Raw genomic sequence first — 22,395 nt, forward strand, 5'->3', positions numbered from 1 at the left:
CGGCGCGGCGGCGGCGCAGGTTGGGCGCGCTTCCTACACTCCGGCGCCATGCGACATCTCCTCTGTGCCCTGCTGGCCTGCGCCGCGACGACCGCCGCAGCTCAGGTCGCCAAGCCGATCTCATCGCGCTTCAACGCGGACCCGTCGCCGCATCACTTCAAGACGACCACAGGTGGCGGCTTCTACCTGTACGCGACGGACGACGCGTCCAACTCCGGCAAGTACTGGGATTCCACCAGCTGGCGGCTCTACACCTCGCCGGACCTGACAACCTGGGCGGATGCCGGCGTGCCGCTGGACGTCAGCGTCTTCAAGTGGGCAAGACCTGACGCCAAGGCCTGGGCGCCCGAGGCCGCTTACCGCGCTGGCAAATACTTCTTCTACGCGCCGGTGGGCGGTGACCGCATCGGCGTGGCCCAGTCCAGCCGGCCGGACGGCGGCTTCGTCGATGCGCGCGCCGACGCCCTCGTCGACAAGGCCCGTGATGCGAATGCCGGTGACGAGCCTATCGACCCGGCCGTGTTCGTCGACAAGGCCGGCCAGGCCTACCTCTACTTCGGCACCCGCGTGCCCAAGGTCGTCAAGCTGAAGGCCGACATGGTGAGCCTGGACGGGCCCATCCAGGACGTGCAGATCCAGGGGCTGGCCGAGCACAAGAAAACCTACGGCGAGGCGCCCTTTCTGCACGAACGCGGCGGGCTCTACTACTTCACGTTCTCGACCGGCTGGCCGGGGCAGATCGTCTATGCCACCGGCTCCTCGCCGCTGGGGCCGTTCACGTACCGCGGCCTGGTGATCGACTACCTGAAGATCTCCACCAACCACCAGGCCATCCTGGAACATGAGGGCCGCAGCTTCATCTTCTTCCACGACAAGCTGTTGCCGGGCGGCAGCAGCGAGCGCCGCTCCATCACCATCGCGCCACTGGAATACAGCGCCGACGGCAGCATCCGCCCGGTGGCGCTGGACCCGTCGCAGGTGGGCAAGCCGCCCAAGCCCAAACCGTAAGCCGCCGCTACGCGTAGCGCGTGGCGCGGCCTTCGCGCACGAAGGCCCAGAGCTGTACGCCCAGGTCGCGCGCCGTCGCTATGGCCAGGCTGCTGGGCGCCGACATGCAGGCCAGCAGGCCAGCGCCGGCCATGGCCGTCTTGTGGACCAGCTCGAAGCTGGCGCGGCTGGACATCAGCACGAAGCCGCCGCGTGGGTCGGCGCCCTGGCGGGCGAGGGCGCCGGTCAGCTTGTCCAGCGCGTTGTGCCGGCCGATGTCCTCGCGCGCCAGCAGCAGCTCGCCGCTGCTTGAGCACCAGGCCGCGCCGTGCAGGCCGCCGCAGCGCGCGTTCAAGGGCTGGGCAGGGGGCAGGGCGGCCAGTGCGCGGTCCAGCGCGCCGGGCTGCAGCGCGGGTGCGGTGACGACGGCGGGCCGCCGACTGCCCAGCTCGGCCAGGCTCTCGACGCCGCACAGGCCGCAGCCGGTGCGGCCGGCCAGCGTGCGGCGGCGGGACTTCAGGCGCTGCTCGCAAGCGGCCGTCACGGTCAGCGCCAGTTCGATCCCGTCGGCCTGCGGCAGGGCTTCGATATCGAGCAGCTCCTGCCGCGACGTGAACCAGCCCTCGCTGAGCCCGAAGCCGACGGCGAAGTCTTCCAGGTCGGACGGCGTGGCCAGCATGACGGCTTGCGAGATGCCGTTGACGGTCAGCGCCACGGGCACTTCGACGGCCACCTCTTCGTCCGCCGCAGCGCCGTGTGGGCGCAGGTGGAGCAGGGGCGGGAAGTGCATGCCCGCCATGATAGGAGGCAGGTCAGGGGCAATCAGGGCGCCATCAACGCGGGCTGGCTGGGGGCGACGATGCCGATGTGCGCCCACAGGTCTTCGGGCGGCAGCAGCGTCAGCATGCGGTGGCTGGCGCCTTCCGCCCCGCGCACCAGCCGTGCCCGCGTGCCGGGGCTGGGCAGGGCAAGTGCTGCGGGGATGGTGAACACGGGGCCCAACTCGTCCACGCGCACCGCCAGGCCCTGGCCGCGCTCGTTGCGGCAGATGATGACGGGGCCTTCCGCCGTGTCGGGCGCGCGGCCATGGAGGGCCAGGTTCAGGTCCAGCACCGGCAGCATGCGGCCCTCGTGCTGCAGCATGCCGACGATGGCACGCGGTGCGTTGGGAATGGCGGTCAGGCGCGGCTGCTCGACGGCCTCGACGAGGTGGCCGGCAGGCAGGCCCAGCCACTGGCCGGCGACGCTGAAGGCGGCGATGTCCAGGCTCTCGGCGGCGGCCTTGGCGGGCGGCGGCGCAAAGCCCGTCTCGGCGGCGTCGGCCTGGGCTGACAGGCGCGGGCCCAGCGGCAGCAGCAGCACGGCGGCCACGTCCTCGGCCGACGCGGCCTGACCCTGGCGGTACTCGCGGTAGCCCTGGGACATGGCCAGGCCGGCGGCGTAGACCATGCCGTCGATTTCCAGCTCCGTGCGCCGCGTGCTGCCGGCGGCCAGGCCGGCCAGCGTGGCGGGCGGCACGGGTGCCGTCGTGCCGGCGGGCCAGCGTGCGTCGGTGCTGGCCACCACGCGGCCATCGCGGGCGACGAACAGGCCGGCGGCCTGGGTGCCGCTTGCGTCACGCAGTGCGTCCGCCAGCATCGCGGCGAACTGCGGTGCGCCGTCGAAGACGATGGCGATGCCGCCAACGACCTGGCCCTCGTGCTGCAGCGAGGTTGCGTAGACGTAGGTGGGCCGGCTGGCGTCGTAGAGCGTGCTGGCTTCGTGGCGTGACACGACGTGGCGTTCCGGGTCGCGCAGCGCCAGTGCGGCGTTGACCCAGCCGCCCTCCAGGCGCTGGCCGACCTGGCCGTTCTGGGCCGGGTCCGACACCGCGACGACGCGGCCCTGCGTGTCGAACACCAGCAGCAGCGAATAGACGGTGTAGAGCCCGTTGATGTGTTGCAGCACCTGCCGGGCCTCGGCCGCTGCGGCCTGCGCCTGCGGTGTTCCCTGGGCGGCCAGCGCGCGCTGCAGGCGCACATCCAGCGCCCACCAGCGGCAGTCGTTGGCGCGCTCGTATAGGTTGCGGTCCATGATGTCGATGGCCAGCCGGGCCTGGAACAGCGCGCCGTCGAACACGGCTTCGAGCGCATGGCTCTGCAACTGATCGATCGCCTGCTCGAACACCTGGCGCAGCTGACCGCCGGTGCGCTGCACCTCGTTGAGCAGCGTCGTCGCAAAGCCCGCGCCGGCCAGGTCGCCGGCAGCCTGTGCGTGGCTGCGCAGCTTGCCGTTCCACAGCGTGCGCGACAGGTTGCGCTGGATGCGGCGGGCCTCCAGCGGGATGCCCTGCAGCTCGGCGTCGAAGAGCTGGCGCGTGTCCAGCGTGGCGCCCAGGCGCTTCAGCTCGTCATTGGTGCCGTGGTCCTCGCCGGTTTCGAAGGCCCATTCCAGCGGCGTCAGCACGCAGGCCTGCCAGCCCGGCGGGCCCATGTAGCCCTCATAGCCGCTGGCAGCGGCGCTGGCGCAGAGGTAGTCGCGCCCGGCGAAGAACAGGCGCTCGCCGTTCAGCGGCAGCGTTGCGCCGACGGGCAGTTGCCAGGCGTCGGAGCTTTGCAGCACACGCTGTTGGGCGTCCAGCAGGCAGATCACCGAGCGCTCGTCGTGGCCGGACAGCAGCTGGCGGAACACGGCTGCCATCTCGTCCTCCAGCCGGAACGACAGGCACAGCAGGCCGATCACGTCGTTGCCGCCGGCCGGCGAGCGCAGCGCGCGGGCGTAGATCAGGCCTTGCCGGCCGCCCAGCAGCGTGCTGGCGCCGTGGCGCTCGAAGTAGGGCGGGTCGGAGGCGAGCGCCTCGGCGACCCAGGGCTCGTGGCAGGCGGCCTGCGAGCCGCTCTCGTCACGCCGCGCCAGCACCTCGCCGCGCGGCGACAGCACGACGATGTCGTCGTAGACCGAGTACTTGGCCGTGTAGGCCGCAAAGCGCGCCTGCAGCGCCGCGCGGCTGGCGGCGTGGTCGGGGTCGGCCGGGTCCAGCGCGGCATGGGCGCACAGCGGCCCGTCGACGGCCAGGAAGCCCACGTCGGCCGTGCGCTCGAACAGGTTGCGCACGAGGATGTCGATAGCCACGCGGGCCTTGCCGTCCATGCGCTGCAGCGCGTGGCTGCGCAGGCGCCGGGCCAGGCTGTCCAGCAGCGTGGTGGTGAGGTTCTGGAAGGCGGTGCGCGTGTGCGCGATGTCGGTGGCCGTGCCGCTCATCTGGCCCAGCAGGGCCAGGCTGTCCCACACGCCCTGCAGGCGCAGCAGCGCCTCGCGGTGCTCGTCCACCAGCGGCATGCGGCGCAGATAGGGCAGCACCTCGGCGCTGAACGGGAGACCCTTGTGCCAGACCTTGTTCATCGCGCGACACTCTTTGCTGTTCGGTTGGACCGGAAAGGCAGCATGCAGCAGCGCGATCCCGGCGTCACGAGGGAAAGCCGGCAGCGCCCGCGCAAGCCGTCACGGAAACGCCCATTGCATGGCGCTGCGCGATGATCGCGGCCCACCCGCATCGCTACCGCCGCCGTGTACCAGCCCAAGCACTTCGTCTGCACCGATCTCGAATTCGCGCTGCGCTTGGCGGCCGAGCATCCGCTGGCCTTGCTCGTGGGGCCGGATGCCGGTGGCGACAGCTTCGGCAGCCACCTGCCGCTGGTGGCGGAATATGGCGCCGATGGCCTGGTGCTCGAAGGCCACATGGCGCGCGCCAACCCGCACTGGGGCTGGCTGTCGCAGCAGCAGCGCCTGCTGGCCGTCTTCAGCGGCCCGAGCGCCTACGTCAGCCCCAGCCACTACGACAGCCTGCAGAACGTGCCGACCTGGAACTACGCGGCCCTGCATGCTTACGGCGAGATCGAGCTGATCGACGGCGCCGCCGACAAGGATGCGTTGCTCAAGCGGCTCATTGGGCGCTTCGAGCCCGACTACGCCGAGCAGTGGCGCGGCCTGCCCGAGGCCTACCAGCACAAGCTGCTGGGCGCCATCGTCGGCTTTCGCATCCGCGTGACGCGCTGGGAACTCAAGCTCAAGCTGAGCCAGAACCGGGCGGCGGTGGAGCGCGAGCGCATCCGCGAGGCGCTGGCGGCGTCGGAGCATGGCGACGCGCGCGACGTGGCGGCATGGATGGCCCGCCTGGCCTCATGAGCAGTCACCAGGCTGGCAGGGGAATATTGCCCGCCAATCGCTCAGGCGTTTGATTCGGTTTCGCAGCGCCCGGGCGCTACCGTGCGGCCGCCTTCAGGCCTGACGACAACACCCGATGAACGAGACAAGCCCCACGAAGACTTTTCTGCGCCTCGCCGCGGCGCTCGCACTGGCGCTGCCGTTGCTGGCGTCGCAGGCGTTGGCCGATGCGCCCGCCGGCACGCTGGCGGCGACGGGCCCGAAATGGGGTTTCGAGCAGTCGCAGCGCATGCCCGACCCCGCCGTGCGCTTCGGCCGCTTGCCCAACGGCCTGCGCTACGCGCTGCAGCGCAACGAGACGCCCAGGGACGGCGTGGCCATGCGCATGCGGATCGGCTCGGGCTCGCTGCAGGAGCGCGACGAGGAACGGGGGCTGTCCCACTTCCTGGAGCACATGGCTTTCCGGGGCAGCGCCAACCTGCCGGACGGCGAGGTCGTGCGCATGCTGGAGCGCCAGGGACTGCGCTTCGGGCCAGACACGAACGCCTCCACGGGGCTGGACCAGACGATCTACCACTTCAACTTTCCCAAGGCCGACGCCGCCGCGCTGGACACGGGGTTGCTGCTGTTCCGCGAGATCGGCGAGCGGCTGACGCTGGACCCGCAGCTCATCGAGCAGGAGAAGGGGGTGATCCTGTCCGAAGAGCGCGTGCGCGATGGGCCCACGCTGCGGGCCGGCGTCGCCCAGCTGCAGCAGCAACTGGAGGGGACGCGGGTGCCGCAGCGCCTGCCCATCGGCCGCATCGAGACCGTCCAGGCCGCCACGGCCGAGCGACTGCGCCGCTACTACACGGCCAACTACCGGCCGGACAACGCAACGATCATCGTCGTCGGCAACATCGACGTGGACGCCGTGGAGCGGCAGATCCGCGCGCGTTTTGCCGATTGGCGCAATGACACGCCGGCCGACACGCCCGACCTGGGCGTCGCCCGGCCGACGCGGCCGACCGTCGAGTACGTGGTGCCAGACGCGCCCAGCGCGCTCACGCTGACCTGGCTGCGGCCGGTGGATGTGCGCCCGCACACGCCGGCGGTGTCGCGTGAGTTCCTCGTCCAGGGGCTGGCCGTCAGCGCACTCAACCAGCGTCTGAGGGACCGCGCGCAGCAGCCGGGCAGCCCCTTTCTCGGTGCCACGGCCAGCCTGCGGGCCTCGGTCTACGGGGTGGCCGGGCTGGCCCAGCTGGCGGTGCAGGCGCAACCGGGGCGCTGGACCGACGCGCTCGACGCGGCGGTGGCCGAGCTGCGGCAGCTGCTGGCCCACGGCGTGAGCGATGCCGACCTGCAGCGCCTGCTGCCGGGTGTGCGCAGCCAGATGCAGGCCCGCCTGGCCCAGGAGCCCACACGACCGCATGGGGCCATTGCGGACCGGCTGATCAACGCGGTCCAGCCGCATGCGCCCTACCTGAGCGCGCAGCAGGCGATGACCGAGACGGAGCCGCTGCTGGCCGCGCTCCAGCCCGAGGAACTGACCGAGTCGTTGCGTCGCAACTTCGGCGATACGCAGCCGCTGCTGTTCCGCAGCACCCAGTCGGGCCCCTTCGGTGTGGAGAAGGTGAACCAGCAGCTGGTCCATGCGATGACGCGGCCGCTCGCCGAGCCCGTGGTGGTCGCGGCCGCAGACTGGCCCTACACCGACTTTGGCCCGCCCAGCGCCATCGTGGCCCGCACGCAGGACGCCGAGCTGGGCACGACCAACGTCCAGTTCGCCAACGGCACGCGGCTGGTCATCAAGAGCACCTCGCTGCAGAAGGACAGCGTGAGCGTGCGCGTTCAGGTGGGCCAGGGGCGTGCCGGCATCGCCCCCAAGGATTGGCATGCCATCTGGGCCTTGGGCCCGGCGGTGACCTTGGGCGGCACCGGCCAGCGGTCGGCTTCGGAAATCCAGCAGTGGCAGCAGCGCAGTGGCCAGCGCATCGCGGTCGGCTTCGGCGTGGGCCAGCATGCGTTCACGCTGTCGGGCACGACCCGCCCTGCCGACCTGCTGGCCCAGCTGCAGCTGCTGGCGGCCCATGTGCGCGACCCGGGCTTTCGCCCCGAGTTCGGCGAGAAGCTGGCCGCGCTGGGCGGCAGCCAGGTGGCCTCGCTGGAGGCACAGCCTGCCGGCGTCCATTCGCGCGAGGTGTCGCGCGTCATGAACCGCGGCGATGCGCGCTTGGGCGCGCAGCCCAGCGCCGCCGACGTGAGGGCCACGCGGGCCGACGCGCTGCCCGCCCTCCTGAAGCCGGCGCTGGCTGGCGCACCCGACATCGTCATCGTCGGCGACGTGACCGAAGAAGCGGCCATCGCCGCCGTGCAGGCCACCTTCGGCGCCGGCGACGAGCGGCCGCGGCAGCCGCGTGCCGAGCTGAAGGCCGAGCCCGTGGCGGGCGGCGCGGCGCCCTATGTGGTCCATCACCGCGGTAGGGCGGACCAGGCGGTGCTGGGCTGGTACTGGGCCATGCCCGACCACTGGACGGACCCGGCGCTGTCGTACACCGGCCGCGTGGCCGGTGCGGTGCTGCGGGCCCGCCTGGTGGACACCGTGCGTGCGAAGCTGGGCATCACCTACTCGCCGCAGGCCGGGGCCTTCGCCTCGATGGACGTGCCGGGCTCGGGGCGCTTTGCCGTGAACGTCGAGATGCCGCCGGAGAAGTTCGACACCGTCCGCGAGTTGCTGCGCGCGCAGCTGCGCGAGCTGGCCGAGCAGCCCGTCAGCGCCGACGAGCTGCAGCGTGCCTTGCAGCCCCGCGTGGAGAGCGTGCTGAAGGAGCCCGAGAACCCGTTGTACTGGGTCAACTGGCTGGCGCGCATCCAGGCGGAGCCGCGCATGAAGGACGCGATGCGGGCCGAAGTCGCCGGTCTGCAGGCCGTGACGGCGGAGGGCGTGCAGGCCTACTTCCGCGATCACATCGCGCCGCGACCGCCCGTCGAGGTGGTTGCACGGGCCGCCGGGTCCTAGGGCTCAGGGCTCGACGGTCTCGCCCAGCGCGCGGCGCAATGCCATGGCTGCGTGCGGCGCGCGCTCCTTGGCGCCGCTGATGAAGAAGACGAACCCGTCGCGCGGCGCCCTGGCGCTGGCCGGCGGTGCGATGCGCGGCAAGCCGGCGGGCTCCCCGCCCTCGGCCCAGGCCTGGGCTGACGCGGCCAGCGCGGGGAACACGTCGGCCTGGCAGCCCAGCGGCTCGTCGCTGTGCGTGCGCATGATGCGCGTGTAGACGAACTCGCCCGTCAGGTCGGCGATGGGCGGGTAGTCGTCGGACTCGGTGAACACCGTCGCCGCGTTGAACTTGCGCGCCAAGGCCAGGTACTCGGGCGACTGGAAGCTGGCGTGGCGCACGTCCAGCGCGTGGCGCAGCGGCAGTCCGTCCACTTGGGCAGGAAGCAGTTCCAGGAAGGCCGTCAGGTCAGAAGCGTCGAACCGGTGCGTCGACGCCAGCTGCCAGACGATGGGCCCCAGCTTGTCGCCCAGCTCGGCGATGCCGCTGTCGACGAAGCGCTTGATGGAATCGGCACCATCGGCCAGCACGCGGCGCTGCGTCGCGTAGCGGATGGCCTTGAGCGAGAAGACGAAGCCGTCCGGCGTGTCCTTGCGCCATTTGGCGAAGGTGGCGGGCTTCTGGGCACCGTAGTAGGTGCTGTTGATCTCGATGGCCGTCAGGCGGCGGCTGGCGTACTCCAGCTCGCGCGCCTGCGGCCAGCCCTTGGGATAGAAGCCGTCACGCCACGGCTCGAAGTTCCAGCCGCCGATGCCCACCCTGATCTTGCCTGCGCCCACGTTGTCCCCTTGCGGAAATCGTGGCGCGAATCTATCGGCGTGGCTTGGTCGGCGCAAGCTGTTCGGCGAGGAAGGTCTCCAGCAGATCCAGCATCTCGTCGTGGCCGGATTTCAGGCTGTAGCCGTGGCCTTCGCCGAACTTGGCCAGCCACAGCGGCTCGTTGCCGGCGCGCTTGAGCGCGTCGCGCATGAACTCAGCCTGCTCCAGCGGCGTGCGCTGGTCATGCTGGCCGGCGTGGATCATGACCTTGGCCTTGATGCGCGACGCCAGGTAGCGCGGTGACACGGCGTCCAGCGCGGCGCGATCCTTCTCCGGGTCGCCGACCATGTCGACCCAGAACGCGCGTGCCTCGTGGTTGCGCGAGATGTCGCCCCAGTCGGACGTGAGCTGGCGCGCTAGGTCCGAGACCGGGAAGCCGGCCACGGCGCAGCGGTAGCGGTCCGGCGCGCGGGCCACGGCCATCAGGCTGGCATAGCCGCCGTAGCTGCTGCCCATGATGCACAGCCGCTGCGGGTCGGCGTCGCCGCGCTGTATCAGTGCGTCCAGCGCGTCTTCGATGTCGTCCTGCATCGCCAGGCCGAACTGGCCACGGGCCGCCAACGTGAAGCGCTTGCCGAAGCCGGTGCTGCCGCGAAAGCCCGGCAGCAGCACCTGATAGCCGCGTGACGCCAGCCAGCGCGCCATCGACATGTCCAGCCCCGTATCACCCCAGGTCGAGCCCCGCACCCACGGGCCGCCATGCACCAGCACGATGGTGGGCAGCGGCTTGGCCGGTGCCGCCTGCGGCGGTCGCAGCACGTGGCCGGACAGCGGCAGGCCGTCGCGGCTGCGCAGCGCCAGCGTGTCGGTGGCGGGCACACGCTCGGGGTCGAGGCCGGGCTGAACGTTGAGCACTTCGCTGAACCGGCCGCTGCGCGAATCCAGCAGGTACCAGCGCGCGCGTTCGGTGTCGGAGCGGGAGCTGACGAATACCTGTCGCGAGCTGGACAACTGCAGCGCGTTGATGCGGCCGGGTAGGGCCTTGTCCACCATCGCCTGCAGCCGCTGGCGTCGTTCGTCCATCCACGCGAAGACAGGTCGCACGGTGTCCATCTGCACGCCCAGCAGTTCGCCGCTGGATTCGTGGTGCAGCAGCGCGCCGGCCTGGTCGCCGAGCGCGTCGATGGCGACGTCGTAGTTCGGGTGCTCGATGAGCACATCGCCCCACTGGCCGCTCGTCGGGTCATACTCGCGCAGTGCGACGGTGTCACGGCCCTCGTTGGTGGCCACCAGCAGCTTGCCGTCCGCCTCGACGCTGACGGGCACGCGCACGTCGTCATGACCCGCACGGAATCGCCACAGCTCGCGCCAGCGGCCGTTGGCCTCGCGATAGTGGACGACCCGCTCCGTCGATTTCTCCACATCGCTGATGGTGACGCGCGGCTGCAGCTGCGTGTCCAGCACCCAGTCGCGCGTGCGCGCCGGGCGCTCGGTGGTCAGCCGCTGGCGCTTGCCGGTGACGGCGTTGACGCGGTAGACGTCGACGCTGTCCTTGTCGATGTCGTTGCAGGTGGCGATCAGTTCCTCGTCACTGCCGGGCACTGCCTGCAGCGGCGTCATCCATGTGTAGCGGCGCAGGCTGCTGGACACCCAGTCGTTGTAAGTGGCGTGCAGCTTGCGCTGCTGCTGGCCGTCGCGGCTGACGACGAACAGGCCGCCCTGAGTGAGCTGCGTCGTGCGGCTCTGGCCGTGCTGGGCCAGCGTGTAGAGCAGGCGACCGTTGCCCAGCCACATCGGATCGGCGATGTCGGCATCGGCGAAGTTGAGGTGGGATTCGTACACGCCCTTTTCCAGGTCGAAGATGCTCAGGCCCATGCGGCCGCGGCGCGCCGCCAGCAGCGCGAGGTGGCGGCCATCGGGCGACAGGCGCGGCGCGGCGAAGTTGGCGCCGCCGAAGGCCTCCTCGGCGCTCAGCGGGCGCAGCGCCGGCGAGGGCTCGGGCGACTGGGCGGCGGCGGGCAAGGCGAACAGTGCAGCAGCCAGCAGCAGGGCAAGCGGGGTCGGACGCATGGGATGACAGCGAAAGGGCGGGGAAGCCGGCTCTGCGGCCGGTCGACAAACAAAAAAGCCAGCATCTCCGAAGAGGTTGCTGGCTCGTTGCTTGCGGGGCGGCAGTCTACATGCCGGCGTAGTTCGGCCCGCCACCGCCTTCGGGTGTGACCCAGACGATGTTTTGCGTCGGGTCCTTGATGTCGCAGGTCTTGCAGTGCACGCAGTTCTGCGCGTTGATTTGCAGGCGTTGGTTGCCGCCCTCACCGGGCACGAACTCGTAGACGCCGGCCGGGCAGTAGCGGCTCTCGGGGCCGGCGTAGGTGGCGAGGTTGACCTGCACCGGCACCGCGTCGCTCTTCAGCGTCAGGTGGGCGGGCTGGTTCTCCTCGTGGTTGGTGTTGGAGATGAACACCGAGGAGAGCTTGTCGAAGGTCAGCTTGCCGTCGGGCTTGGGGTAGCGGATGGGCTGGCACTCGGCGGCCGGGCGCAGCGACTGGTGATCGGCCTTGTGGTTGTGCAGCGTCCACGGCGGGCTGGCGACGCCCAGCTTGGGCAGCAGCCACTGCTCGATGCCGGTCATCAACTGGCCGGTGGTCTTGCCCTTCTTGAACCACAACTTGAAGTTGCGCGTCTGCTGTAACTCCTCGTTCAGCCAGCTCTTGTCGAACGCCTCGGGGTAGGCGGCCAGTTCGTCCTGCGCGCGGCCGGCGTCCAGCGCGGGGGCCAGCGCCTCGGCCGCCAGCATGCCGCTCTTGATGGCCGCGTGGCTGCCCTTGATGCGCGCGGCGTTTAGATAGCCGGCGTCACAGCCCACCAGGCAGCCGCCGGGGAACACGGTCTTGGGCAGGGCCTGCGGCGTGCCGTTGTTGATGGCGCGGGCGCCGTAGCCGATGCGCTTGCCGCCCTCGATATGGGCGCGGATGGCGGGATGGGCCTTCCAGCGCTGCATCTCGTCGAAGGGGCTGAGGTAGGGGTTGTCGTAGTCCAGGCCGATGACGAAGCCCAGCGTGACCTTGTTGCCCTCCAGGTGGTACAGAAAGCCGCCGCCAAAGGTGTCGCCTTCCATCGGCCAGCCGGCCGTGTGCACCACCTTGCCGGGCTGGGCCTTGTCGGCAGGAATCTCCCACAGCTCCTTGATGCCGATGGCATAGGTCTGCGTGTCCTTGCCCTCGGTCAGCTTGTACTTGGCGAGCAACTGCTTGCCGAGATGGCCGCGCGCGCCTTCGGCAAACACCGTGTACTTGCCGAGCAACTCCATGCCGAGCTGGAAGTGGTCGCTCGGCGCGCCGTCCTTGCCCAGGCCCATGTTGCCGGTGGCCACGCCGCGCACGCGGCCTTGCTCGTCGTAGAGCACCTCGGCAGCGGCAAAGCCCGGGAAGATCTCGATGCCCAGGCTCTCGGCCTGCTGCGCCATCCACTTGACGACATCGGACAGGCTGATGACGTAGCAGCCGTGGTTGTGGAAGTTGCGCGGCACAAGCCAGTCGGGCGTGCGCTGACTGCCGGTCTCGGACAGGAACAGCACGTCGTCGCTGGCCACGGCCTGGTTCAGCGGCGCGCCGAGTTCCTTCCAGTTCGGGAACAGCTCGGTGATGGCGCGCGGGTCCATCACCGCGCCGGACAGGATGTGGGCGCCGGGCTCAGAGCCCTTCTCCAGCACGACGATGTTGGCGTCGGGCTTGATCTGCTTCAGGCGGATGGCCGTCGCCAGGCCGGCCGGGCCGCCGCCGACGACGACCACGTCGTACTCCATGGACTCGCGGGGGCCGAACTGGGCGAGGATTTCTGCGGATGTCATGCCGGGTCTTTCGTCAGCTTTGAATTGCGCGCGATTCTAGAGAGGGTGAATCGCAAAAAGAACGATCGTGCTTTTTTAGGTCGCTATGCCTAGCCCGGTAGGATGGTCGCAACCCACTCAGAAAGCAGTCCCATGAGTTACTCCATCAACCTCGAAGGCCGCGTGGCGCTCGTCACCGGTGCATCCAGCGGGCTGGGCGCACAGTTCGCACGCACATTAAGCAAGGCGGGTGCCTGCGTCGTGCTGGCGGGCCGGCGCATGGAGCGGCTGAAGGATTTGCGCGCCGAACTCGAGGGCGGCGGCGGCGACGCCCATGTCGTGCATCTGGACGTGACGGACGTGGCCAGCATCAAGTCGGCGGTGGCGCATGCCGAGACCGAGGTCGGCACGCTGGACATCCTCATTAACAACTCCGGTGTCGGCATGACGCAGCGGCTGACGGATGTCACCGAGAACGACTACGACAACGTGATGGACACCAACACGCGCGGTGCCTTCTTCGTCGCGCAGGAGGTCGGCAAGCGCATGCTGGCCCGCGCCAGCGGTGCGGCGCCGGGCACCTTCATCGGCGGGCGCATCGTCAACATCGCGTCCATGGCCGGCCTGCGCGTACTGACCCAGATCGGCGTGTATGCGATGAGCAAGGCCGCCGTCATCCACATGACGCGGGCGATGGCGCTCGAGTGGGGCAAGTACGGCATCAACGTGAACGCCATCTGCCCGGGCTACATCGACACCGAGATCAACCACCACCACTGGGGCACAGAACAGGGCAAGAAGCTCATCGACCTGCTGCCACGCAAGCGCGTGGGCCAGCCCCAGGACCTGGACACGGCGCTGCTGATGCTGTGCGCCACCGAGAGCCATTTCATCAATGGCGCGGTGATCCAGGCCGACGACGGCTTCGGAGTCTGAGGCGCCGATGCTCAAGCGAGACCTGACCCCACTGGAAGCCCGCGTCCTCGCGGTGTTGGTTGAAAAAGAGAGCACCGTGCCGGACAGCTACCCGCTGTCGGCCAACGCGCTGACCTCCGGCTGCAACCAGAAGACGGCGCGCGACCCCGTGATGGACGTGAGCGAGGCCGAGGTGCTGGCTACGGTGGAGGAGCTGAAGGCGCTGCATCTCGTCAACACCGTGAGTGGCAGCCGCGTGGTGCGCTATCAGCACAACTTCGCACGTGGCATCGGCGTGCCGGGTGCTGCGATGGCGCTGCTGACGCAACTGATGCTGCGCGGCCCGCAGACGGCGGCCGAGCTGCGGCAGAACACGGAGCGGCTGCACCGGTTTGCGGATGTGTCGTCCGTGGAGGGCTTCCTCGACGAGCTGGCGGGTCGCGACCCGCCCTACGCGGTGAAGCTCGCCAGAGCGCCCGGTGCTCGCGAGGCGCGCTGGGCGCATCTGCTGTGCGGACCGGTAGCTTCCGTCGAACAGGCGGTCGCCGCAGCCCTGCCGCGAGACGAGGAGGTGGCCTTGCTGCGCGCGGAGGTGGCGTCGCTGCGCCAACTCGTCCATCGCATGGCGGCCGAACTGGGCATCGAGCCGTGAGATACGCCGTCCCGGCGGCGAAGAAGCTGACCTACGAGTGCCGCATCCCCATGCGCTGGGGCGACATGGACGCGATGGGCCACATCAACAACACGCTCTACTTCCGCTACCTGGAGATCGCCCGTGTCGACTGGATGACCAGCATCGGCGTGCCGCCCAACCCGGGCGGGCAGGGCCCCGTCATCGTCAACGCCTTCTGCAACTTCTACCGACAGCTCAAGGCACCGGGCGAGGTGCTGGCCAGGCACTACGTCAGCGACCCCGGCCGCACCAGCTTCGAGACCTGGATCACGCTGGAGCGGGCCGACGAGCCGGGCGTCATCTATGCCGAGGGCGGGGCGACGACGCTGTGGTTCGACGCCCAGACCGACAAGGCCATTGCGTTGCCGGACTGGGTAAGAACGCTGCTTATTTGAACGTGTACTTCGCGCTCACGTAGCCGTAACGCCCACGCGGGTCGGTGTAGCTGGGGTCGTAGCCCGACAGGAAGAACCAGGCCTGCTGCGAAAACGGCGGTGCCTTGTCGAACGCGTTCTGCACTCCGGCGCGCAAGGTCAGCGCCTTGGTGGCCTCCCAGGCGGCGGACAGGTTCCACAGCGAATAGGCGCCCACCTTGCGGCCCGGCTTGCCGATGATGTGCTGGTCGTCGTAGCCCGACAGGTAGTTGTTGGACACCGTGGCCGAGAACGGGCCGCGCTCCCAGTCCAGGCTGACCGTGTGCCGCCAGCGCTGCACCACGCCGTCGTTGACGAAGCGGCCCAGGTTGCTGATGAACGGGTCGCCGTTGCCGGTCTGTTGGCTGGACTTCAAGGTCAGCGTGCCGTTCAGGCGCAGGCCGAACTCGCCGAAGCCGGTCTTCATGCCGGACAGCACCACACCCAGGTCCACGCCCGAGATCTTCTGCTTGCCGCGGTTCTCCTTGACGAGGTCGATGGCGCAGATGTCGAAGTCGTCCTCGTCGTAGTCGTCGGCGCAGTCGGCGGGCAGGTTGGTGGTGTCCCAGTAGCGGTGCACGAGCGAGCCGTACTTGTTCAGGTCCGACAGGATCACGTCCACGCCCAGCGTGCTGATCAGGTTGCTCTTCTCTATGTGCCAGTAGTCGGCGTTCAGCGTCACCCCGCGCTGCGGTTCGAAGACGACGCCGGCGGAGAACTGGCGCGACTTCTCGGGCTTGAGCTTGGGGTTGCTGTAGTGCAGCGTCGTCCACAGGTCCGAGCAGTCGGTGACCGTGTTGTCGGGGTCATCCGCCAGGCAGACCGGGTCGGTGACCGTGGCCGAGGACCCTTGCGTCAGCGGGCGGTAGAGGTCCGACATGCTGGGCGCGCGGAAGCCCTTGCCGACCGAGGCGCGCAGCAGCAGCTCAGGGCTGGGCACGTAGCGCAGGCCGATCTTCGGGCTGGCCGCGCCGCCGCTGACCTGGTAGTGCTCGTAGCGCAGCGCGGCCTGCAGTTCGAGCTGCTTGGTGATGGGCGCGCTGATCTCGGTGAAGACGGCGCTGACCTTGCGCGACCTGCCGAAGTCGGTGTCAGGGCCTTGCGAGGACTCGCCGAGGATGAGGTCCTGCTTCAGCGCGTCGGACTGGTGGTAGTTCTGCTTCTCGCGGCGGAACTCGCCGCCGAAGGCCAGCGCCAGGTCGCCACCCGCGAGCTTGGCGATGCCCTTGGAGGCCTTGAAGTCCAGGCTGTCCATGGTGCCCGTGGCGCGGCGAACCTCGCCGCGGATCTGCGCCTTCTCGTACAGCGCCAGGCCGGCCGCGCCGGAAGGACCGAAGGCATTGAGAATGCCGGCGGCAAAACCGTCCATGACCATCTGCTCGTCCAGATAGCCTTGGTAGTCGCGGTCGGAGACCTTGCTGGTGCTGTGGTTCAGCGCCCATTCATAGTCCCAGCCGCCCAGCAGGCCGTTCGTGCCCAGCACGAAGCGGTTGCCCGAGGACACCAGCTCGCTGGTGCGCAGGCCGGCCTCCTGCAGCCGGGTGCGCACGACGATGATGCGGCGCTCGTCGTCCGCGTCGAACGCGGCGATGCCGGTGGTCCTCAGCGCCGGCACCAGCGAGACGTCCATTTCCGCGTCGACGCGGTTGGGCGTGCCCGTGTAGAAGGTGCGTGCCCGTGCCAGCGACGCTTCGGCGAAGAACTGGTGGCCGCCGCCGAGGTTCAATACGCCACGGGTGAACAGGCTGCTCTTCCTGGACTTGGGGTACAGCTCGATGTCGCGCATGTAGTCGAAGGTGCAGCCGTCCACGCCGCCGATGCCGTCCGGCAGGTAGAGCGTGGCCGGTGCGCCGCAGCCGGTGGCAGCGGCCGGGTTGATGGTGTATTCGCTGATGACGTCCTTGCCATTGGCCTTGAAGCCTTCATCGATCAGCAGGTCGCGTTGCTCCGACCCGGGCAGGTTCTGGTCCAGCAGGATGTTGCCGGGGAAGCCGGCGCTGGACAGCAGGTCCGGCAGCCGCCCGGGGATGTCCAGCTCTTTGATGAACTTGCGCCGCGACGCGTTCAGGCTGCTGGTCTTCTGCACGTCCAGCACGGCCATGACGTTGAAGCCGTCGCGCCCGTAGTCGCCAAAGCCACCCGCTACCGTCGCCGAGCGCTTGCTGGCGCCGCCCTCGCTGGTGTTGCCGGCCAGCACGTTGAGGTCCACGCCGCTGAAGTCCTTGCGCGTGATGAAGTTGATGACGCCGCCGATCGCGTCCGAACCGTACAGCGACGAGGCGCCGTCCAGCAGAATCTCGACGCGCTGGATGGCGGCCGCCGGGATGCTGTTCAGGTCCACGCCGGCCGCGTCGCCGGGTGATGCGAAGTTCGCCATGCGCCGGCCATTCAGCAGCACCAGCGTGGACGACACACCCAGGCCGCGCAGGTTGGCGGCGTTGAAGCCCATCTGGTCTCTGAAACCCCCGAAGGCCACGCTGCCGCCGTCGGTCAGGTTGTTGGCGCCGGCGCTGAGGCGGGCGATCAGCTCGGCCGCCGTCGTCACGCCCGCCTTGTCGATGTCGGCCCGCGTGATGACCTGCACCGGCAGCGCCGTCTCGCCCTCGATGCGCTTGATGGCCGTGCCGGTGACCTCGACGCGTTCGAGCTGGGACGACGACTGGGCCTGTGCGGCGTGGGCCAGCGCAAGCAGGGCCGTGGCGATGGCGACACGGGTGGGGCAGGGGATTCTCATGAGCAGGCTCCGGGGGCGGCGGGATTCGCGCGAGTCTAGGCACGGCGCAGCTAGCAGCCGGTTGTCAGTGGTGAGATCGTCTCGCCCGCGCCACGCCATGGCTGCTTCGAGCTAGGGGCGAATCCGTCACAGGGGCTCTGTCATCATGCGGGCTCTGACCAAGGAGGGTTGTGGGCATGAGGGCATGGATCTGGGCTGGCGTGGTGACGATGGCGGTGGCCATGGGCGTGCAGGCGGCCCCGCCGACGACGGCCGGCACGACGGCGCAGAACTCCCGCGCCGCGCGCCCCGCCGCACCGGCGCCGCGCGCAACGCCGCCAGCGGCGGCCGCCACGCCGGTCACCGAGGTGGCGCCGGCCCCCGAGCCCGAACCGGCCATCCGCGGCTATGCCGTGCCCATCGGCGGGGCGCTGAAGGCGGACAACGACGAGGTCTGGCAGCGCATCGTGCAGCTGGCCGGCGGCAAGGGCGCACGCTTCGTCGTTTTCGGCACCGCCAGTGAAGACCCCGAAGCCAGCGCCAAGCAGGTCGTGGACTTGCTGCAGCGGCGCGGCGCCGTCGCCGAGGCCTTGCCGGTGGCGCCCAAGTTCCTGTGGGTGGACCTGAACAAGGTCGTGCGCGACCGGGCCCTGATCGCCAAAGTCAAGGCGGCCCGGGGCATCTTCTTCACCGGTGGCACGCAGGAGCGCATCGTCGACGTGCTGCAGCCCGACGGTCAGAGCACGCCGATGCTGGAGGCCATCTGGGAGGTCTACCGCAAGGGCGGCGTCGTCGCCGGCACGTCGGCGGGCGCAGCCATCATGAGCACCATCATGTTCCGCGATGCGCCCAGCGTCATGAACATCCTCAAGGGCCGCTTCGCCGACGGCAAGCAGGTGGACCGCGGCCTGGGCTTCGTCGGCCCGCACCTGTTCGTCGACCAGCACTTCCTCAAGCGGGGACGCTTCGGCCGCATGATCCCGGTGATGATGGCAAAGGGCTACAAGCTCGGCCTGGGCGTGGACGAGAACACGGCGGCCATCATCCGCGGCGAGGAGATCGAGGTCATCGGCGACCGCGGCGCGATGGTCGTGGACCTGACCGAGGCCACGAGCGACACCACGCTGGGCGCGTTCAACGTGCAGGGCGCGCGACTGTCCTACCTGGAGCATGGCGACCGCTATCACATGCGCGCCCGCTCGACGACGCCGTCGGCGCCCAAGCTGCGCGGCGAGACGCACGACCCCGAGTCGCCGAACTTCAAGCCCTACTACACCGAGGACGTCTTCCACCTCGACATGCTGGGCGACTCGACCATCTCCAGCGCCATGGGCCGGCTCATCGACAGCGTGCGCAAGGAGGTCAAGGGCCTGGCCTTCGACGTGCTGCCACGCGCCAACGACCCGCTGGCCGAGCTGGGCTTCCTGTTCCGCCTCTACAAGGGCTCGGACTCGCTGGGCTGGAGCACCGAGGAGTTCGGCGGTGAGCAGTTCACGGTGACCAACCTCTACCTGGACATCACGCCCGTGCGCCTGCCGATGCCGCTGTATGGCGGCTGGGCGGGGCCGGCCAAGATATCGCCGCCCGTCGTGCCGGCCACGACGGCGCCGCCGGCACAGGCGCCGTCTGGGCAATAGCCGGCGACGGCTCCGCGATCCATTGCAGACATTTCCTCAAGCCGGCAGCGGCACCGTCGTCGTCATCGGCGGCGCGCTGAAAGCCGACAGTGATGCCGTCTGGCAGCGCGTCGTCGACGAGGCCGGCGGCGCAGGCGCGCCTATCGCCGTCTTCCCCACGGCCGCCTACGAGCCCGAGCGCATCGCCGCCCAGATCGTCGCGGCGCTGAGCCGCTGCGGCGCCGTCGCCGAGGTCATCCCCATCGCGCCTCATCTCACTGGCGTTGACCTGCAGGCCCGCCTGCACGACCCGGCGCTGATCGCCCGCGTGGCCGCCAGCCGTGCGGTGTTCTTCTCGGGCGGCGCGCAGGAGTATGTCGTCGACACGCTGCAGCCCGGCGGCCAGCCCACGGCCATGCTGGAGGCCATCCGCAGCGTGTTCGCGGCCGGTGGCGTCATCGCCGGGACCAGCGCAGGCGCGGCTGCCATGAGCCGGGTGATGTTCCGCGACGCGATGGACAACATCGCCGTGCTCAAGGGCCTGTGGCGGCCGGGGCGCGAGTACGACCGCGGCCTGGGCTTCCTGCGCGACGGGCTGCTCATCGACCAGCATTTCCTGCGCCGCGGCCGCATCGGCCGCATGCTGCCGGCGCTGCATTTCCTCGGCTGCCGCCTGGGCCTGGGCGTGGACGAGAACGCGGCCGTCGTCATCCAGGGCGCGCAGCTGGAGGTGATCGGCGGCAGCGGCGCGATGCTCGTCGATCTCGGCGAGGCCACGCACGATGCCGCGCTGCCGGCCTTCAACCTGCGCGGCGCGCGGCTGTCCTACCTCGACGCGGGCGACCGCCACGACCTCGACAGCGGCGTGACGACGCCTGCGCCGCACAAGCTGCAGGGCGCGTGCATCGACCCGGCCGCGCCGGGTTTCAAGCCCGCTGACCTGCCGGGCCGCTACTTCATGGACATCCTCGGCGACGGCTGCATGCTGGCCGCCATGACGCAGTTGCTCGAAGGGCCCGAGCCCGAGGTGCTCGGCCTGGCCTACCGCGCCCATCCGACGGCGCGCGAACCCCTGCCCGACGTTGGCTTCGAGTTCCGCCTGCATCGCGGGCCGGGCCTGGTCGGCTGGCGCCTCGCTACACCCGGCAGCCAGGGCTGCACCGTGCTTGGTGCGCGGCTCGACGTGACCCCCGTGCGCGTCGCCAGCCCGCTGTACACGCCGCTGCTGGCTGCTGCGGGCCAGCCGTGAGGGCATGCGCCGTGTTTTCGGGTTCACACTGCGCCTACCTGACAACGAAGGAGACCGCATGAAGAAGATCATCCTTAGCCTGGCCGCCACGCTGCTCGCCGGGGCGGCCCAGGCCACCGACGTCGGCGTGTCCGTGCAGATCGGCCAGCCCGGCTTCTATGGCCGCATCGACATCGGCAACACCGCGCCGCCCGCCGTCGTGCTGCGCGAGCCGGTGTGGGTGCAGCGCCGGCCGGTGCATGTCGAGCCCGTCTACATGCGCATCCCGCCCGGCCACCAGAAGAACTGGGCCAAGCACTGCGCTCGCTACAACGCCTGCGGCACGCCGGTCTACTTCGTCCGCGAGGACTGGTATGAGCAGCGCTACAGCCGCCATGACCATGGCGGAAAGGGCCACGACAAGGGCCATGACAAGGGCAAGGGGCATGGCAAGGACAAGGAAAGAGGCAAGGGCAAGGACTGAGCAGGCGCCGCGAGACAATCGCGGCCATGGCTGAACTCGACCCCCGCGACATCCGACCCGAAGGCTTCCTGCGCGTCAGCGCCACGCTTGCCGCGCTGGAGCACCCGCACCGCCCGCTGTGGCTGGATGTGGCCGCCCGCACCGCGCAGGAGGCGGCCGATGCGCTGGGCGTGTCGCTGGGCCAGATCGCCAAGTCAGTCGTCTTCCGCCGCAAGGCCGATGACGCCGCCGTGCTCGTCATCACCTCGGGCGACAAGCGCGTCGACGAGGCCAAACTCAAGCCGCACACCGGCCCACTGGGCCGCGCGGATGCCGACTTCGTCAAGGCGCGCACGGGCTTCTCCATCGGCGGCGTGTCTCCTGCCGGTTTCGCGCCCGCCGACGGCGCCGCACCGCCGCAGCTCTTCATCGACCGCGAGCTGTTCCGCTTCGACATCGTCTGGGCCGCTGCGGGCCACCCGAACGGCGTGTTCAAGCTGACCCCGGCCGAGCTGGAGAAGCTGACCGGCGCGCCCGTCATCGACGTGGTGCAGGCATGACGCGGACCGAGCGCCGGGCCGCCCCAAGCCGGGCCGGCATCCCCTCGGGGGATCGCCTCGCGTACCCGCGAGGCGAGGGGCTGTGATGCCGCAGGCAGTTGCTTCGCCTTGCGTCAACGTCTGCGAGATGGACGCCGCCAGCGGCTGGTGCCGGGGCTGCGCGCGGCGGCTGGACGAGATCGCCGGCTGGGGCAGCGCGCCCGAGGGTCGGCAGCGTCAGATCCTGACCCAACTCCCGGAGCGCCGCGCCGCCTTGCAGCGCAGCGGCCTGTGGCTGGGCCCGGAGCATTCTGAGGAGTACGCGCCTTGAAGCAGCTGACCTTCTACTTCGACCCCATCTCGCCCTACGCGGCACTGGCCTTCGAGGCGCTGCCCGAGGCGCTGGCCGGCCACAGCGTCGAGGTGGTCTACAAGCCCATCCTGTTCGCGGCGCTGCTGCAGGCGCTGGGGCAGAAGGGGCCGGCCGAGATCGAGGCCAAGCGCCGCTGGACCTTCCGGCAAGTGGCCTGGTTGGCGCACGCGCAAGGCGTGGTGCTGGACCCGCCGGCCCAGCATCCCTTCAACCCGCTGCCGCTGTTGCGCCTGGCGTGGGCCTGCGCGGCGCCGGAGGGCCAGCCGGGCGACACGCCGGGGCGCTGGGTCGTCGAGCAGCTCTTCCATCACGTCTGGCGCGGCGCCGGGGCCGATGCCAATGACGCGGCCCGCCTGGCCGCGCTGACCGAGCGCCTCGCGCCGGCGCAGGAGCCGGCCGGCGACGCGGTCAAGCAGCGCCTGCGCAGCGAGACCGAAGCGGCCCTGCATCTGGGCGTGTTCGGCGTGCCTAGCGTCGAGTTCGAGGGGCGTCTGTTCTGGGGCCAGGACGCGCTGCCCATGCTGCGCGCGGCGCTGGCCGGCGACCCCTGGTTTAGCAGCGGCGCGTGGGAGGCGGCGGCGCAACCGAGGCCTGGCATCGCCCGGCGCCACTGACGCAGGCACTCTCGGGACTTACCCGCGACAGGGTCCCAATCTCGCATTGAGAAACGCCGTATCCGGGTTGCTGCGGGGTTTGTCAGTTTCGGTGC

Annotated in this window: 18 protein-coding genes; 12 read left to right on the forward strand and 6 right to left on the reverse strand. The window is 70.0% G+C overall.

All coding sequences use genetic code 11. The features are described from left to right. Nucleotides 1-48: 48 nt before the first annotated feature. Complete coding sequence (locus tag ACG00Y_RS07020) at nucleotides 49-1,008, forward strand: family 43 glycosylhydrolase (protein WP_394477274.1); 960 nt, start codon at nucleotides 49-51, stop codon at nucleotides 1,006-1,008. A gap of 7 nt (nucleotides 1,009-1,015) precedes the next feature. On the opposite strand, the gene fdhD is transcribed toward ACG00Y_RS07020, so the two are convergent. Both fdhD and ACG00Y_RS07030 read right to left on the reverse strand, forming a co-directional pair. Then, nucleotides 1,016-1,777: a formate dehydrogenase accessory sulfurtransferase FdhD gene (fdhD, locus tag ACG00Y_RS07025; RefSeq protein ID WP_394477275.1), complete on the reverse strand. Its 762-nt coding sequence runs from the start codon at nucleotides 1,775-1,777 to the stop codon at nucleotides 1,016-1,018. Between the two features lie 32 nt (nucleotides 1,778-1,809). Next, entirely contained in the window at nucleotides 1,810-4,368 is a 2,559-nt protein-coding gene (locus ACG00Y_RS07030) for a chemotaxis protein CheW (RefSeq protein ID WP_394477277.1), read from the reverse strand. Between the two features lie 165 nt (nucleotides 4,369-4,533). Between ACG00Y_RS07030 and ACG00Y_RS07035 the strand changes: the two genes are divergently transcribed. Continuing rightward, on the forward strand, nucleotides 4,534-5,151 hold the full coding sequence (locus ACG00Y_RS07035) for an FMN-binding negative transcriptional regulator (RefSeq protein WP_394477278.1): 618 nt from the start codon (nucleotides 4,534-4,536) through the stop codon (nucleotides 5,149-5,151). A gap of 115 nt (nucleotides 5,152-5,266) precedes the next feature. Next, nucleotides 5,267-8,128, forward strand: a complete 2,862-nt coding sequence (locus ACG00Y_RS07040; protein WP_394477280.1) for a M16 family metallopeptidase — start codon at nucleotides 5,267-5,269, stop codon at nucleotides 8,126-8,128. Between the two features lie 3 nt (nucleotides 8,129-8,131). On the opposite strand, the gene ACG00Y_RS07045 is transcribed toward ACG00Y_RS07040, so the two are convergent. The 3 genes from ACG00Y_RS07045 to ACG00Y_RS07055 all read right to left on the reverse strand — a co-directional run bounded on the left by ACG00Y_RS07045 (nucleotide 8,132) and on the right by ACG00Y_RS07055 (nucleotide 12,774). Continuing rightward, nucleotides 8,132-8,944: a DUF72 domain-containing protein gene (locus tag ACG00Y_RS07045; RefSeq protein ID WP_394477282.1), complete on the reverse strand. Its 813-nt coding sequence runs from the start codon at nucleotides 8,942-8,944 to the stop codon at nucleotides 8,132-8,134. A gap of 31 nt (nucleotides 8,945-8,975) precedes the next feature. Beyond that, on the reverse strand, nucleotides 8,976-10,994 hold the full coding sequence (locus tag ACG00Y_RS07050; RefSeq protein ID WP_394477283.1) for a S9 family peptidase: 2,019 nt from the start codon (nucleotides 10,992-10,994) through the stop codon (nucleotides 8,976-8,978). A 106-nt stretch (nucleotides 10,995-11,100) separates the two neighbouring features. Next, nucleotides 11,101-12,774 (reverse strand): electron transfer flavoprotein-ubiquinone oxidoreductase, encoded by a 1,674-nt coding sequence (locus ACG00Y_RS07055; RefSeq protein WP_394477285.1) that lies wholly within the window; start codon nucleotides 12,772-12,774, stop codon nucleotides 11,101-11,103. Between the two features lie 132 nt (nucleotides 12,775-12,906). On the opposite strand from ACG00Y_RS07055, the gene ACG00Y_RS07060 reads away from it, so the two are divergent. From ACG00Y_RS07060 to ACG00Y_RS07070, 3 genes are read left to right on the forward strand one after another with little or no spacing between them, the layout of a single operon-like run. Continuing rightward, nucleotides 12,907-13,689, forward strand: coding sequence for an SDR family oxidoreductase (locus tag ACG00Y_RS07060; RefSeq protein ID WP_394477287.1), 783 nt, complete (start codon nucleotides 12,907-12,909; stop codon nucleotides 13,687-13,689). A gap of 7 nt (nucleotides 13,690-13,696) precedes the next feature. Beyond that, on the forward strand, nucleotides 13,697-14,320 hold the full coding sequence (locus ACG00Y_RS07065; protein ID WP_394477288.1) for a YceH family protein: 624 nt from the start codon (nucleotides 13,697-13,699) through the stop codon (nucleotides 14,318-14,320). Then, nucleotides 14,317-14,736, forward strand: a complete 420-nt coding sequence (locus ACG00Y_RS07070) for an acyl-CoA thioesterase (protein WP_394477290.1) — start codon at nucleotides 14,317-14,319, stop codon at nucleotides 14,734-14,736. Before ACG00Y_RS07065 ends, ACG00Y_RS07070 begins: the two co-directional genes overlap by 4 nt. Here the strand turns inward: ACG00Y_RS07070 and ACG00Y_RS07075 are convergent. Next, nucleotides 14,729-17,488, reverse strand: a complete 2,760-nt coding sequence (locus tag ACG00Y_RS07075) for a TonB-dependent receptor (protein ID WP_394477292.1) — start codon at nucleotides 17,486-17,488, stop codon at nucleotides 14,729-14,731. The two genes, ACG00Y_RS07070 and ACG00Y_RS07075, sit on opposite strands and share 8 nt — an antisense overlap. Nucleotides 17,489-17,664: 176 nt before the next feature. Between ACG00Y_RS07075 and ACG00Y_RS07080 the strand changes: the two genes are divergently transcribed. The 6 genes from ACG00Y_RS07080 (at nucleotide 17,665) to ACG00Y_RS07105 (ending at nucleotide 22,300) form a co-directional block, all read left to right on the forward strand. Further along, nucleotides 17,665-19,104: a cyanophycinase gene (locus tag ACG00Y_RS07080; RefSeq protein WP_394477294.1), complete on the forward strand. Its 1,440-nt coding sequence runs from the start codon at nucleotides 17,665-17,667 to the stop codon at nucleotides 19,102-19,104. A gap of 22 nt (nucleotides 19,105-19,126) precedes the next feature. Further along, a complete protein-coding gene (locus ACG00Y_RS07085) occupies nucleotides 19,127-20,332 on the forward strand; it encodes a cyanophycinase (RefSeq protein WP_394477296.1) in 1,206 nt (401 codons plus the stop codon). Between the two features lie 58 nt (nucleotides 20,333-20,390). Continuing rightward, a complete protein-coding gene (locus tag ACG00Y_RS07090; protein ID WP_394477297.1) occupies nucleotides 20,391-20,795 on the forward strand; it encodes a hypothetical protein in 405 nt (134 codons plus the stop codon). A 26-nt stretch (nucleotides 20,796-20,821) separates the two neighbouring features. Beyond that, nucleotides 20,822-21,334: a YbaK/EbsC family protein gene (locus ACG00Y_RS07095; protein WP_394477299.1), complete on the forward strand. Its 513-nt coding sequence runs from the start codon at nucleotides 20,822-20,824 to the stop codon at nucleotides 21,332-21,334. Nucleotides 21,335-21,419: 85 nt separating this feature from the next. Then, entirely contained in the window at nucleotides 21,420-21,644 is a 225-nt protein-coding gene (locus ACG00Y_RS07100; RefSeq protein WP_394477301.1) for a DUF1289 domain-containing protein, read from the forward strand. Further along, nucleotides 21,641-22,300, forward strand: coding sequence for a 2-hydroxychromene-2-carboxylate isomerase (locus tag ACG00Y_RS07105; RefSeq protein WP_394477303.1), 660 nt, complete (start codon nucleotides 21,641-21,643; stop codon nucleotides 22,298-22,300). Before ACG00Y_RS07100 ends, ACG00Y_RS07105 begins: the two co-directional genes overlap by 4 nt. Nucleotides 22,301-22,395 lie beyond the last annotated feature (95 nt).

Source organism: Pelomonas parva (assembly GCF_043555835.1).
In the GTDB taxonomy this organism is placed as follows: Bacteria; Pseudomonadota; Gammaproteobacteria; order Burkholderiales; family Burkholderiaceae_C; genus Pelomonas; species Pelomonas parva.

Bases quoted from the DNA above. Each gene is read 5' to 3' on its own strand.
- ACG00Y_RS07020 (WP_394477274.1), top strand. From the start codon at position 49: ATGCGACATCTCCTCTGTGCCCTGCTGGCCTGCGCCGCGACGACCGCC.
- fdhD (WP_394477275.1), bottom strand. From the start codon at position 1,777: ATGCACTTCCCGCCCCTGCTCCACCTGCGCCCACACGGCGCTGCGGCG.
- ACG00Y_RS07030 (WP_394477277.1), bottom strand. From the start codon at position 4,368: ATGAACAAGGTCTGGCACAAGGGTCTCCCGTTCAGCGCCGAGGTGCTG.
- ACG00Y_RS07040 (WP_394477280.1), top strand. From the start codon at position 5,267: ATGAACGAGACAAGCCCCACGAAGACTTTTCTGCGCCTCGCCGCGGCG.
- ACG00Y_RS07050 (WP_394477283.1), bottom strand. From the start codon at position 10,994: ATGCGTCCGACCCCGCTTGCCCTGCTGCTGGCTGCTGCACTGTTCGCC.
- ACG00Y_RS07055 (WP_394477285.1), bottom strand. From the start codon at position 12,774: ATGACATCCGCAGAAATCCTCGCCCAGTTCGGCCCCCGCGAGTCCATG.
- ACG00Y_RS07060 (WP_394477287.1), top strand. From the start codon at position 12,907: ATGAGTTACTCCATCAACCTCGAAGGCCGCGTGGCGCTCGTCACCGGT.
- ACG00Y_RS07065 (WP_394477288.1), top strand. From the start codon at position 13,697: ATGCTCAAGCGAGACCTGACCCCACTGGAAGCCCGCGTCCTCGCGGTG.
- ACG00Y_RS07075 (WP_394477292.1), bottom strand. From the start codon at position 17,488: ATGAGAATCCCCTGCCCCACCCGTGTCGCCATCGCCACGGCCCTGCTT.
- ACG00Y_RS07080 (WP_394477294.1), top strand. From the start codon at position 17,665: ATGAGGGCATGGATCTGGGCTGGCGTGGTGACGATGGCGGTGGCCATG.
- ACG00Y_RS07090 (WP_394477297.1), top strand. From the start codon at position 20,391: ATGAAGAAGATCATCCTTAGCCTGGCCGCCACGCTGCTCGCCGGGGCG.
- ACG00Y_RS07095 (WP_394477299.1), top strand. From the start codon at position 20,822: ATGGCTGAACTCGACCCCCGCGACATCCGACCCGAAGGCTTCCTGCGC.
- ACG00Y_RS07100 (WP_394477301.1), top strand. From the start codon at position 21,420: ATGCCGCAGGCAGTTGCTTCGCCTTGCGTCAACGTCTGCGAGATGGAC.